Origin of the sequence: Thioclava atlantica, assembly GCF_000737065.1 — a bacterium.
Lineage (GTDB): Bacteria > Pseudomonadota > Alphaproteobacteria > Rhodobacterales > Rhodobacteraceae > Thioclava > Thioclava atlantica.
In genome coordinates this window covers 1-12,634 of the sequence record NZ_AQRC01000001.1, presented here as the reverse complement: position 1 = coordinate 12,634, position 12,634 = coordinate 1, and the positions used below count along the sequence as shown (strand labels likewise).

General features: G+C 59.8%; 14 protein-coding genes. 6 read left to right on the top strand and 8 right to left on the bottom strand.

Annotated elements, in window-relative coordinates; translation table 11 throughout:
- Positions 1–13 precede the first annotated feature (13 nt).
- From DW2_RS00060 to DW2_RS00050, 3 genes are all read right to left on the bottom strand, one after another.
- Entirely contained in the window at positions 14–1,552 is a 1,539-nt protein-coding gene (locus DW2_RS00060) for an ABC transporter substrate-binding protein (RefSeq protein ID WP_038142307.1), read from the bottom strand.
- A gap of 198 nt (positions 1,553–1,750) precedes the next feature.
- Positions 1,751–3,118: an RNA polymerase factor sigma-54 gene (rpoN, locus tag DW2_RS00055; RefSeq protein ID WP_081874775.1), complete on the bottom strand. Its 1,368-nt coding sequence runs from the start codon at positions 3,116–3,118 to the stop codon at positions 1,751–1,753.
- A gap of 208 nt (positions 3,119–3,326) precedes the next feature.
- Entirely contained in the window at positions 3,327–4,841 is a 1,515-nt protein-coding gene (locus DW2_RS00050; RefSeq protein WP_156102825.1) for a plasmid recombination protein, read from the bottom strand.
- Between the two features lie 171 nt (positions 4,842–5,012).
- On the opposite strand from DW2_RS00050, the gene DW2_RS00045 reads away from it, so the two are divergent.
- A complete protein-coding gene (locus DW2_RS00045; RefSeq protein ID WP_051855069.1) occupies positions 5,013–5,555 on the top strand; it encodes a YdcF family protein in 543 nt (180 codons plus the stop codon).
- Positions 5,556–5,832: 277 nt separating this feature from the next.
- On the opposite strand, the gene DW2_RS00040 is transcribed toward DW2_RS00045, so the two are convergent.
- Positions 5,833–6,870, bottom strand: a complete 1,038-nt coding sequence (locus DW2_RS00040) for a GSU2403 family nucleotidyltransferase fold protein (RefSeq protein WP_038142301.1) — start codon at positions 6,868–6,870, stop codon at positions 5,833–5,835.
- On the opposite strand from DW2_RS00040, the gene DW2_RS00035 reads away from it, so the two are divergent.
- Complete coding sequence (locus tag DW2_RS00035; protein ID WP_272944410.1) at positions 6,801–7,343, top strand: YdcF family protein; 543 nt, start codon at positions 6,801–6,803, stop codon at positions 7,341–7,343. The genes DW2_RS00040 and DW2_RS00035 overlap by 70 nt on opposite strands.
- A gap of 163 nt (positions 7,344–7,506) precedes the next feature.
- On the opposite strand, the gene DW2_RS20355 is transcribed toward DW2_RS00035, so the two are convergent.
- The 3 genes from DW2_RS20355 to DW2_RS19225 are packed head-to-tail and all read right to left on the bottom strand — an operon-like array spanning position 7,507 to position 9,254.
- Entirely contained in the window at positions 7,507–7,644 is a 138-nt protein-coding gene (locus DW2_RS20355) for an integrase core domain-containing protein (protein WP_081874774.1), read from the bottom strand.
- 33 nt (positions 7,645–7,677) lie between these two features.
- Positions 7,678–9,033: a HipA domain-containing protein gene (locus DW2_RS00030; RefSeq protein WP_038142299.1), complete on the bottom strand. Its 1,356-nt coding sequence runs from the start codon at positions 9,031–9,033 to the stop codon at positions 7,678–7,680.
- Positions 9,030–9,254: a helix-turn-helix domain-containing protein gene (locus DW2_RS19225; protein WP_038142298.1), complete on the bottom strand. Its 225-nt coding sequence runs from the start codon at positions 9,252–9,254 to the stop codon at positions 9,030–9,032. Before DW2_RS19225 ends, DW2_RS00030 begins: the two co-directional genes overlap by 4 nt.
- A 911-nt stretch (positions 9,255–10,165) precedes the next feature.
- Between DW2_RS19225 and DW2_RS00020 the strand changes: the two genes are divergently transcribed.
- The 4 genes from DW2_RS00020 (at position 10,166) to DW2_RS19585 (ending at position 12,131) form a co-directional block, all read left to right on the top strand.
- Positions 10,166–10,921, top strand: a complete 756-nt coding sequence (locus DW2_RS00020) for a glycosyltransferase family 2 protein (protein ID WP_038142297.1) — start codon at positions 10,166–10,168, stop codon at positions 10,919–10,921.
- 130 nt (positions 10,922–11,051) lie between these two features.
- Positions 11,052–11,327 (top strand): topoisomerase DNA-binding C4 zinc finger domain-containing protein, encoded by a 276-nt coding sequence (locus tag DW2_RS20320; RefSeq protein ID WP_081874807.1) that lies wholly within the window; start codon positions 11,052–11,054, stop codon positions 11,325–11,327.
- A gap of 257 nt (positions 11,328–11,584) precedes the next feature.
- Positions 11,585–11,779: a hypothetical protein gene (locus tag DW2_RS00015; protein ID WP_038142294.1), complete on the top strand. Its 195-nt coding sequence runs from the start codon at positions 11,585–11,587 to the stop codon at positions 11,777–11,779.
- A gap of 7 nt (positions 11,780–11,786) precedes the next feature.
- Complete coding sequence (locus tag DW2_RS19585; protein ID WP_156102823.1) at positions 11,787–12,131, top strand: hypothetical protein; 345 nt, start codon at positions 11,787–11,789, stop codon at positions 12,129–12,131.
- A 44-nt stretch (positions 12,132–12,175) separates the two neighbouring features.
- Here the strand turns inward: DW2_RS19585 and DW2_RS19950 are convergent.
- Positions 12,176–12,634 (bottom strand): hypothetical protein (locus tag DW2_RS19950; protein ID WP_162178868.1); only part of this gene is annotated, 459 nt, incomplete at its 5' end.

Below are 12,634 nucleotides of genomic sequence, written 5' to 3'. Positions count from 1 at the left end.
CTCCCCTCTGATCTTATTCGATGCAGGCGTCGTGCAGGTTGATGCGGCTGTCGGCACTGGGCTTCCATCCCCTCACGCGCTTCGACACACCGTAGAGATCCGCCGGCACCCAGAGGTAGATGTAGGGCAGGTCCTTGTTCACGATGACCTCGGCCTGATGATACATCTCGGCGCGCTTCGCAGTGTCGACTTCGACAGCAGCCTCATCGAGCAGCTTGTCGACCTCGGGATTGGAATAGCCCGCCGAGTTGCCGCGATCGTTCGTCTTGTGGGTCGGTGTGAAGATATCGTAGGGATCGAGCGAGCCGTTGCCCCAGCTGGTAAAGTACATATCGCCAGTCTTTTTGCCGCCCTTAGTCCGCCACTTGTCGGCAAGTTGAGCACCTTCGCCGACAGCGACTTTGGTGTGGAAGCCTGCCTTGCTCAGCAACGAGGCAACAGCTTCGGCCGTATCTTTGAACGCCCCCTCGACATCCATGGTGATATCGATGCCAGAAGGGTAGCCGGCCTCAGCAAGCAGTTTCTTGGACAGTTCAGGATCATAGCTGTATCTGTGCAAATCCGTAGAGGCCGCAAAGGCGTCGGGCGACAATATACCCTCGATCCGCTGGGCATTACCGCCCAAGATCCGGTCAATGATCAGATCCTTGTCAATCGCATGGGCTGCCGCCTCGCGCACTCTGGGATCATCGAAATACTCGCCCTGCATATTCATGGCGATAAAGAAGCTGCGCGTGCCGTTCACCTTCATCACAGCGGTATCGGGATTGTTCTCGACCTGCTTGACCGAGAAGGGCGGCAATTCATTGATAATATCGACATCGCCAGCTAGCAGTGCGGCAACGCGGGAGGCGCTTTCGGGGATGATCTTGAAGATCACCCTATCGACGCAGGCTTTCCCAACCGGCGGAATATCGGGCGAACCACCATAGTAATCGTCGAAGCGATCCATGATGATGGCATCCCCCTTGCGCCACTCGGCCAATTTGAAGGGGCCGGTCCCATTTTCCGAGGTCGCAGCGCCGTCATTGCCAACCTTTTCAATCCAGGCCTTGGAAACCACTTCTTCGAAAGGAAGCATCGCGGGAAGGATCGGCCATGGCTCTCTTAGGGTGATCCGCACGGTGTCGCCATCGACAATCTCGGTGGAGGCAACTGGCCCCATTAAGCTCTGGCGCGGGCTTGTTTGCCCGTCGCCCATGCCCCCATCCTTTGTGATGCGGTCGATGGTGAACTTGACGTCTTCCGCCGTCAGCTCACTTCCATCATGAAACTTGATGCCCTTGCGGATTTTGAAATCGTAGACGGTAGGGGAGACCTGAACCATCGATTGAGCAATCTGCGGCACGACCTTCATGTTGGAGTCGCGCGTCAGGATGCCGTCATACATGTTCCGGATAATTGTTTCGGTTTCGCGTTTGCGATGGTTCGCCGGATCCAGCGTGTTAGCATCGAGCGTAAATCCTACTGTCAAGTCGGTCGCCGACGCGGCGGATGTCCCTACACAAAGGGCTATCGCTGTGGCAGTTAGTATCTTCTGCAGCGTCTTCATTCTTTGTCTCCCTGTTCTGTCACGTGTAACGCGTTTTTTTTAGTGGACACAAAATCTGATGCAGGAACTGTGCCACAAGGGTCGAGGTTGGACCCTCTGACTAAAATGCTTTATAATCAGTGATGTAATAAAACGTCATCCGGAGACTAGAAAAGTTTGGACGGAGTTGGCGCGAATTTCGCACGCTTTGCGCGAAAATCACGCGCCCGCAGAGCCGAGTTTTTCTTCCCGCACCGAAGCGTTGGGTATCCCCATCTGGCTACGGTATTTTGCCACCGTCCGGCGCGCCAAAAGAATACCTGCATCCGCTAGGTTTTCGACAATCTGCACATCGTTCAGCGGCTTACTTCCCTCCTGCGCGATCATCGCCGCAATGCGATGGCGCAGCGCTACCGCTGAAATGTGCTCCCCATTTTGCGTCGCAATCGAAGCGCTACAAAGTGCACGCAATGTCACCGTTCCGCGCGGTGTAGCCATCATTCGTCCGGCGGCAAGGCGCCCCACCGTTGTCTCATGCAAGCCAAGCGCCGCAGCCAGGCTGGAGAAGCTCATCGGCGCAAGTCGAGCGGGGCCCGCTTCGAGCCATCCGCTCTGACACTGGACGATCTCAGTTGCGAGGTGGAGCAGCGTTTCGTTGCGGCGGACCACGGCGCGCCGCAGAAGTTCTGCTGCGCGGAGATCCTCGCTTCCGTGCTTGGCGCGATTATTAATGTCAATCTCAGGCAGGGTCGAATTATTCAGAGAGACGCGCCATCCACCCCGCCTGCGACGCACGATGATATCTGGCTCGCTCGGCGGAGGAGAGGCGGGATCGAAACGCAGACCTGGCTTCGGATCGAAGTTGCGGATGAGCGCAAGATGCGCCCTAATCTCATCTTCGGTCGCATCACTCAATCGCGCCAGCTCCGTCAAGCCCCCCTCGGCCAGCAGCGGCAAATTGTTCAGCAGGCAGGCCATCACCGGGGACAGCAAGTCCCGGTCCTGAGCTTGCAACCACAGACACTCACGCAAGTCGCGTGCAAACAGGCCCGCTGGTTCGATTTCCTGGACACGGCTGAGAACCACCTCCACTTTTTGCGCGGGCACTTGGATCTCCTCCGCGACCTCACCGACGGAGCGATCGAGCCACCCCCAAGGAGAGACGGCCTCCGCTAAGGCTTCGCCAATCGCGAGGTCCTCCGGATCGCGAAGCACCAGACGCAGCTCGTGCAAGATATGCTCCTGCAGACCGGGGCTCCCCGCCACTCCCAGCGCCTCCCCCAAGCCGCCGCCGATGCCAACTTGCATTTGTGGCGGCCTGGGCTTCACTCCCGAAGGCGGCTTCCATAGGTTCAGTGTCACATCCTGTGTAGGGGCGCTGACCGTAAGGGCCGGGTTCACAGCGGCCTCGCGGAGCAATTCCTTGGTTAGTTCGGAATTAGAGAGCTTCAGCAAGCTGATCGCACGCCGGAGCTCCGGTGTCATGGCAAGAGCTGATGCCTGTCGCGCGATGAGCTGGGGACCTGTGAACATGCTTTGACCTTGCGACATGGATTCTTCTAAGAGACCTTTCAGAGAGCGGGCCATGTTTTCAGCCTACGCCGTGGCGTGAAGCTGAGACAAGTTAGGCATCTCGATGAATTGAATTTCTCTTTTTTGCCCTCAGTCGAAGCGCTTTTCACCAGCTCAGTGCATTATTGCAGAGCTCGCTTCCGAGGTGTGCCCCCTCTCCCCCATTGCCGTCATTCGATGCGAGCGATTTCGGTGGTGCCGAGGGCATTCAAGGACATACCACCTACCCAAACCCCGGCCCATCAATCTCGTCATCGCGCGACGGCTGCAGACCGCCGCCCCCGACTTCACCAGCCCGCACGATGAGATCGAGAACAGCCTGGATCATCCAGTCCTCCTTTTTCCGACCGAGCGCCTTGAGAGACACAGGCATGTCCCGCATCACGATGGCGCCACGCGAGATTTCGGCACGGCCCTCGGCAAGCGCAGTTATGACCTCGCCAACGGCGGCCTGCTTTTCCTCGAAGTCCCGGCCCCTTCTATCGAGCTCCCTGGATCGTTGATCTACCCGCGACCTGATATCCACGAGCCCGCGCACAGGTCGCAAAAGCCCCACGCGCAATTCCTCCGGGAGCGCCCGTAGAAGAGATGCGTCCCTCATCACGAGCTTGCCTGTGGCAGGGTCGCGTCGCAGGGTTCCACCTGAAATTTCCGCAAGAGCCCCCTCCATTGCAGCAAGCGCGGCACCGTAGGTCGACTGAGTTTTCTTGGCCTCAGCGCGCACCACCTCGATCTCTTCCTCCTGCTTGACAAGTTGGTCTGCGGCTAAAAGTTGCGCCTGTCGCTCCCTGGCAAGATCTGCTTTGTCTTTGTCGATACTCGCCTCCCGCCGGTCGAGCCCATCTTCGCGCTCTTGCTGCTTCTCCTCTTGCGCCCGAACATCCGCATCCCGCGCATCGATCTCCCGCGCTCGGGCCTCCATCTCCGTTTCCCGTGACGCCAGGGCAATGCGCTCGGCGCGCTGCGTCTCGCTCAGGCGATCGAGATCTTTGCGCCCCTCTTCGATCTCGGCCTGGAGCTCTGCCTTCGCGATCTCCAGCGCAGCGAGTTTCGCCTCTCGTTCTGCGATTTCACGCGGCAGGTCCTGATGGAGTTTCCGCACGCTCCGATGGAGTGTGTCGACATAATCCGCGCCGGCAGCAAGGCGATCGAGCTTGCGATGTCCCCGTTCGATTTTGGGGCAGAAGCGCGCGAGCACGCGGTGCGTGAGATCTTGGATCGAGACGGTGACATCGCGCTTGATCTTGTCGCTAAGCGCATGGCCGAAACGGTCGTAGGCACGCAGCATGAAATGTGCGTGGATCGTCGTTTCATCGAGGTGAACGACCAGTGACTCCACTCGCGTGGCGAACTTCTTGGCCAAGCTCCGGGCCAGCTTTTTAAATGCCCTGTTCTGCCGCTTCGGCGAGAGCTTCATGAAATCTCGCGCGGCAAGCACGCCGAAAGTGATCACCCCTCGCAAGACCACCGCCGCGTTCGATTTCATCTTGCGCTGATGACCGGCCTGTTCGCGAAGCCGCGCATTCTCGGCGCGCACCTGTGTAAGCGGACGCAAACGGATCAGCACGCGGTTGTCGCGCAGCTTCGTCTGGTCGACATAGGCGGGGATATGCCCCAGCCGATAGTCATGTGCGCGTTGGCTCCGCGCCTTTGAGAGGGTGCAGGTTTGCACACGGGTCGACGCGGCCCGAGGATTGGAGCGCGCCACATCGGCGGGAGGAGTTACAAGGTCTTTCATGGGACCCAGTGTCCATCGCCGACCTGAAAATTCCGGTCGGAAAATTTCAGGAAAATTCCATGCTCCGCATCGGAGAGAGATTGGACTGGCAGACCTACTAGGGATAACTTTCCCGGAGAGGCGAATTTCACACTGCTCTCTTTGGGAAACGAACCGCTAACAGCGGGAGTTATGTGCGATGTGTCGTTGGCCGAAAGATTTCGAAACAGCGCGATTGCGAACCAGCGCCGAAGCGCCGACAACATCCCCATGGACACGCTCTTCTTCACCACCTCCAAGCTCCTGACCCTCCTGCTGCGCGTGGAAACCTGGGGAGCGCTTTTGCTCTCAGGCGCGCTGATCGCGCTCGTGAGGGGACGCCCGCGCGCCGCGCGCGGGATGCTTTCCGTAGCACTGGCAGCTCTCCTCGCTCTGGGCATCTTTCCCCTCGGCGATCTCCTGATTGGACCCTTGGAGCGAACCTATCCGACCAACCCGCCGCTCACCCATGTCGACGGGATCATCGTCCTGGGCGGCGCCGAAGACGGGGTCGGCACGGCCCGTCACCATCAAGTCCAACTCAACGCCGCCGCCGAGCGTGTCACTGCCGGGCTCGCCCTGGCGCATCGCTTTCCAGATGCAAGGATCCTTCTCTCTGGCGGCAGCGGCGCTCTGCGCGACTTGGCCCGAGAGAGCATGCCGGGCGCTGAGGTCATGACGGCCGCCTTTCGCTAAACAGGCGTCACGCCAACCCAGACCCTCTGGGTGAGTATTGAAGAGCTTGCCGCTCGTGGCGCGGCGCGTATATTTTTAGGTATATCCAAGGCCCCATGTAGTGATCGAAACGAAGATCCGAAAGGTCGGCAACTCTGCGGTTTGCCGCCGTCTTTGTCATCCATGATCGACAGATTCCCCGCCATGGCGGCGCGTCCGAGCTGCGTGACCTAAAGGCCGCACCAAAAGCCTCTTCCAACCTACGGGATTGGTGGGGGAGGTTCACCCTGTTCAGGGGTCATCCCCCCGGGTCAGGGTCGCCCGTCTCGGCCTCGATCCGCCTCAGGGCCTTCGCGGCGTCCGGCGCCTCCCTCAGGGACGCGGAGAGGTGTTTTCGCCAGGTCGGGCCTCGGCCGCGAATGTCGCGCAAGGCGTTCATCGTCTCATTTGGCCGGGCCTCCGCCAGGACCTTCAGGAGCCAAGAGGCCTGTCGGAGGTCCTTGTTCCGCTTGCTCTTGAAGCTCCCCGCCCTGAGCTGGGCCACGATCAGCTTATGCAGGGCAAACCGTTCCGGGGCGGGGACCGTAACCTCCACCCCTTCCCGGTAGAGGGCCACGACACTCACCGGGTCCCGCAGGGAGAACTCCAGCAATCTCAGCGCTGCGACCGGCTCCTGAATGCCCTCATAGACGTAGCTCCTCTCGCCGCCGCGAGCGACCGGCCCGGGGATCTCGATCTCGATGTTGTCGTGAACGACGTGCTTCGGGGGGTCGGCCGGGTCCATCGGAAACCGCGTCTCGAACTCGAGTCCGGCGCTCCGAAGGCGGCTCGTAAGCGGCTCTCTCGGACCGGCGAGGCGGATATGCGAGGGCGCGAGCATGCCTACGTCACCGGTGAAGACCATCTCCCGTGCGGGGGCGACGACCCCAAGAAGGGCGGGGTAGAGGCGGAACGCGTTCGTCCCCCCGAGGATCCCGCCTATCTCGAAGAATCCGACCCGAGACAAGGAGGAGAGGATCTTCCCGGAATTAACGTCGAGCGAGAGGAGCCCGGCAGCCCTCAGCATCGAGACCAGGGTCGCGTTCTTCTTTCGCCAACCGTCGTAGACCTTCTGCTCGGCGCGCGCGGCCGCGACGGTCGCTAGGACCTCCGGCGTTTCAGGGCCGATCGTTTTCTCCACGACCCGGTCCCCGATGCGGCGCCTCGACACCCAATAGCCCCGACCGGACTTCTCGATCCGCATGATGGACCCAGGGACGGAGAGGGGTGGCCGGGCCCGGAACCTCTGCATCAGCTCATGATAGGCAGTCTGGATCGGGACCGGGAGGTGTTCCATCAGGCATTCCTACACATTATATTACTTTGTGTAGGAAAGTATGGTTCCCTTGGCCCCGCGGCAAGCTGGCATCGACTGCAGGCAGCGGCGCCCTGCGCGATCTGGCACGAGAAAGCATGCCGGGCGCCGAAGTCATGGCCGCGGCCCTTCGTGAAACGGGCATTCCACAGACGCGCCTTCTCCTCGAGACCCGCTCGCGCAACACCTCCGAGAATGCGCGTTTGAGTTTCGATCTCGCCCAGCCTAAGCCGGGAGAAACTTGGTTACTCGTCACCAGCGCCTTCCACATGAGACTCGCAATGGCGAGCTTTGAGCGAGCCGGGTGGGATGGGGTCACCCCCTACCCTGTCGATTATCGCGCAGTGGGATTTCTCGATGGCATCGGCTGGGATCTCTCTGGCCATCTCGACACGTTCGATCTCGCGCTCAAGGAATGGGTCGGGATCTGGGCTTATGCGGCGAGCGTGAGATAGTTTAACTGCGAGGTGGCGGAAGCACCGCCCAGCTTCATCCTCCGCAGGGAGCGCCTATAGACGGGTCGAGCAGATTTTTCCCGGTCCGCCGTTTTCATGAAGATACCGGAACTCGCTTGCGAGGTGAGCCACTCCCCATCGTTTGGCCAGTTTCGGGGGTGATTTAAGCTACTCGTTGCACCTGCTGACCGGGTTGGTTGATATCATTTCTCTGCCAATAGACCAGCGCCGGCGGCTTGCGGCCCAAGGCTGAATGAGGGCGCTGGTAGTTGTAGAAGGTCACCCAATTCCGGTGACGCATTCTGAAAATGGGGACATGAAGCAAAGACAGGCTTCACGACAGGCCCGGCCATCCTCCAGGATGAAGTTCTCGCTTCTCGTCGCGCACGAGCCGCGGAAAATAATCACCTTCTGGAACAGGCAGGTCGAGATCCTTCCAGAGGGGTGTCGCCCCCATTTGAGCGGCGACGGCGTCCGCGAGTGCCTTGCCGCCCCTTTGTTCCAAAAAGCCCATCGCCTTGATGAAAATCTGCTCGAGCATCTTTTTCGTGGGCCTCAGAATTTCCGGTTTCTTGAAGCCCAGGGCCAGCATCATCGCATCGATCGCTGCCCGGTCCACGTCTTCACTCCACATCGCCTCGCCGATCCGGAAGGAGAGTTGATGCGTCACCCTCTCATCCATGATCACCGGCACGACATCGTAGAGAGGGGCAAGCTCACCTGAGGCGCCCCGATAGAGGATCGAACTGTTCTTTGCGTGGTTGTCGGTGTTGCCCACGGCCAGATTGAAAAGGGCCTGTTCGAGAACGCGCAGCCTGAACATGCCCGGCGTGCGTGTCTGATCGGCAAGCGTGCTGACCGCCGCCATCGAAAAACGTCGCCCCTCCTCCTTCGCATCGCGTTCGTATTTGAGCTGGCGCGGCAAGCCGAGGGCCTGGCAGAAATCTTCCGTATGGATCCGCGTGATCCGGCCCGCGTCGACCTCCCGATCAAAGCGTGTCGAGAGGATTGCGTTGATATGCGCGCCCGTCTCCTCGTCGTAGAACTCGATCGCCTCATGATCGGCAACAGAGAGTCCAACCTCGTGCGCGAGCGAGAGAAGCGCCGCTTCATGGCGCGTGATCTCGAAGGACTTTCTCGGCGAGATTTTGAGGATATGGGTCGTGGGCGCCCGCGATCCCGGCTTGGGCAGATGATAACTCCCATCGTGACGGACGAGCGCCAGCTTGGGCTGCACTCCCGCCACCGGCGAGGGGTCTTTCATATCCTCTGGCAGGCTGCCATGGAAATGCAGCGATGTTACGATCTCGATCAGCCTCTCCGGTGTGAGCAGGTCGTAATCGTCAGGGAAGATCCCCGGCCGCTTTCCGGGGCCCGTCCCGTCCGGTGTGACGGAAATCGCGCCGGGACAATCCGCGCCGAGATGCCCCAGAAGGGCGCCGATATCGTCGCGGTCGAGCCCATGAGCGGCCATGACGCGTTCCAGCTCCCGTCCCTCGAAGAGCAGGTTGCCGAAGAAAGCCCGGGCGGCTGCGTCGCTGTAGGGTTCTTCGCGCACCGGCATCGCCATCGAGATCCGATGCTGAGGCTCTGCGTCCCGCGCGTAGCGGAACTCGAGGCTCTTGTCGTCCCGACGCTCGAGATGTCCCACCGGCGCCTCGAAGGCCTCGAGCCAGACATCGAGCTTCATGAGCGCACCTCGGCCACCAGGTCGATACCCAGGGCAGAAAAAATGCGCAGATAGGTGTCGATCTTCGTGCCCTCCGCGCCGCGCTCGACCTTCGACAGGTTCGGCTGCGGAATGCCGGTCAAGGACGACAGCATCTCCTGACTCATCCCGGTTTCCCGGCGACGTGTCCTGATCAGCTCAGAAAGGCGCGAAGCGTCCTTGATTACATGGCGTTTCTGCATGATGGTCGGCCTAATTTATAGCGATACAGCTATAAATAAGCGCACTCAAACTGAGGAATCAAGACTTTATAGCGGAACGGCTATATTTATTCCACAGGCGCCCACTGGCACCTGCAGATATAGCGGTTCGACTATATTTCAGAAATCATGTTGGCAATTTTCGGAAAAGAGGAAATCTCAGGACCTATTTTTGGGATTCTGTGCCCTGAGGGTGTTGTGCGACTTGGCGAGCCGATGCGAAAGTCGGGTGCGTTCAGAACAATTCACAAAATCAAGTCGCTACCAGGTTCCCCGGCAGCGCCTCAATTTTTATGTCCCATTTGCCAGAATGCGTCGCATTTCCGGATGGCCGCCTTTGTCTCTGGGCCGGTCTTCCAGGCATGCAGGTAGACGCACTCGTATTTCAGGGTCCGCCATAGCCTCTCGGTGAAGATGTTGCCGAGGAAGCGGCCTTTCCACCCTCAGCATCATGTGTAAAGGCTACGATACCGCCGGTTCCGGTGGGTTTTACAGGCCGTAAGACGTCGAGTGTCGCGCCGGGTGCATCCCGTCCTGCGCGCTCGGCATCTATGCAATCGGCTGGGCGCGCGAGCAGGAGATCATGACGTCCCGCTGATTGCGGGCGCAGCGTCTCCCAAAGTCAGATGTCCTTTCGCGGCATATTGACTGCGCCCCACATCGCGCAATCGACCTAAGCGATCGCGCGGAAAGTTGGCTGGGAGCCCATTTCAAGTCACCGAAGGCTCCCCCCAGAAATTCCAGAAAAACGACGGGCATACCAGCAACGGCGATTTTGATCCGCCATGAGAGGCAGGCCTCGGTGCTGCCCACCTGCGAGATGCCCCGTTCCCTCCCCAGCCCTGATCGCGTAAGCTCCTGCCAAACGCAGTCCTTTCGGCGCCTCATTTCCCATGAAGATCACCGTCATTACCGCCGTTTACAATTCCGAGGCCACCGTCGGCGAGGCCATCGAGAGCGTCGGACGGCAGACCCATCCCGAACTCGAGCACCTCATCATCGAGGGCAAGTCGAAGGACGACTCGCTCGCCGCCATCGAGCGCGCGTCGCATGACCGGATGTTTTTGGTAAGCGAGCGTGACAAGGGGATTTACGACGCCCTGAATAAGGGTGTGGCGAAGGCCTCCGGGGATGTCGTGGGTTTCGTTCACAGCGACGACTTCCTTGCCCATGATAACGTCCTCACCCGCATTGCTGCCGCATTCGAAGACCCGCAGGTCGAGGCGGTCTTCTCCAATCTCGACTATGTCTCGCAGGCCGACACGAGGAAGGTCGTCCGGCATTGGGCGACGGGTCCCTATAGCGCAGCGAAACTCAAACGCGGCTGGATGCCGGCCCACCCGACCCTCTATCTCCGGCGATCCGTCTATGAGCGCCTCGGTGGCTTCGATACCGGATTCCGGATCGCGGCCGATTACGACTTCATCCTGCGCTATTTCTCGCTAGCGACAGGTCGATCCGTCTATATCCCCGAAGTGCTCTACAAGATGCGCCTGGGCGGTGTGAGCAATCGCAACCTCGCCCGGATCCGCGAGAAGATGGGCGAGGATTGGCGCGCGATCCGACGCAACAAGGTCGGAGGTGTGATGACGCTGGCGAGCAAGAACCTCTCGAAGATCGGACAGTTCGTCGAGCGGCAGAAAAGCTGAGAGCCTCCGGTGTCGCTGAGGCCCTGCATAGTCGAAGCATGGGCAGACCCGCGCTACGAGATCGTGAGCCCCCGGCGGCACCGCGGAGCGGACGCATATCTGCGGCCAATGCGGCGGGCGCTTGATTTACATGCCCGGTGAGGATGGACCGGGCTGGTATCGCTGCCACCCTGTAAAGCTGTGCGGCAACCGGATGCCTGCCTGCCCACAATGCGGCATTGGATTGCCTATTCGAGATAAGAAGACTGAGGAAATGGTCTGTCCGGAATGCGGAGCGAGACCACCGGCCTGCCCGAGCTGCAAGGAAGGCTGGCTCGTCGAACGCCGGGGCCGCTACGGGGCCTTTCTGGGCTGCGTCCGGTTCCCCGATTGCAAGGGTAAGGCGAAGATAAGCAAACCGTCATAGCGGTGGCGGAGCAGGGATAGGCCGGGCTGGACCGAAGAGTTTACGCGGGCAATGTCATCTTGCGAAGAAGGCGTTGACCAAGGCAGACTCGCCGTTCACTGAAATGTCAAAGTCGACAAGTGAACGTCGGTTGCTGTGACAGCCGCACACTGGAACGTTGCTGCCAAATAGACTCAGAAAGCGAACTCAGGGGCACTGATCAAACGAGACAAAGCACGCGCTTTCAGGCTATCGTCTCCAACCACGGAGGGCAGTGAATGGAAGATCTTTACAGGAAACGACCAGAAGAAAAGGCGCGAAGCCGCGCGAAGGATGAAGAGCGCCTGGCCCGTGGCGAGGTCACTCCCAGCGAGCTGCAGCGTGAGAATCTCGCATTCAAGAAAGTCCGAGCCGATCGGGTCGGTTTCGTGAAGAACCGCGAGCCGAAATCCATCAAGTTCCTCAACCTTTGAGGCTGCTATGTCTAACGATCAGGATCTGGCTCGAGCGAGAACTCAACGCCCAAGACTCCTCGGCGAGTTGGAGACATTGCTTCGAGCGCGCAATCCGGACCTCGATCTCTTCGTCTCGGCCCTCGCCCATTATGGCGAGCCCGGATTGGCCCAACTTCATCTCTATGGCGTCGAGGACGACCACGAACGTAGATCCCGGCTGATGAAATTTGCGATAGCCTGGCTTCTGGAACGCGGCATATCGATCGAGCTTCAGGAGGGACGCGACGTCTACGACATTCCTCCATGGCGCGAGGCCCATGGGGGCACAATTCAAGATATTGGATCTCTGGACGTGCTGGACGAGATCTGAAAGCGCTCGAACCTAGGTCGGCAGAAGAGAAATTACGGGTGACACTACGAAACTTGTGCGCCCTCTCCCCCTCGAAGCTGAGTGACCTTCCAATCGCCGACATACCCTTTTTGGAAATGTGCCGCGACGATCTGAAATCCGCTTTGCGGCCAGCTCTTTGGCGTATCGACGAACAGCAATTCCGCGATGCCAAATCCGGCGTCCCTGAGATCGCGCAGACGCGCTTTTGTCGTCAGGTTGGTCAGCGGTGCGAGCCAGACGATATTTTCCGAGACCCGCATTGCATGGTGCGTGAACGCTCTCAGCTCGGACCAGGGCGGATTGGTGACGACCCAATCTACCCGATCGGCCCAAGACAGAAAGTCGCGTCCCTCGCTGATCTCGCACCAGTGGCGCTCCAGGTGATCGGGGAAATGATCAAAGAACGCCCCTTCCCCGAGTGCGCACACCGACGCATCCGGTCGGGCATTCCGACAACATCCGGTCAGGTGTTCCGGATATCC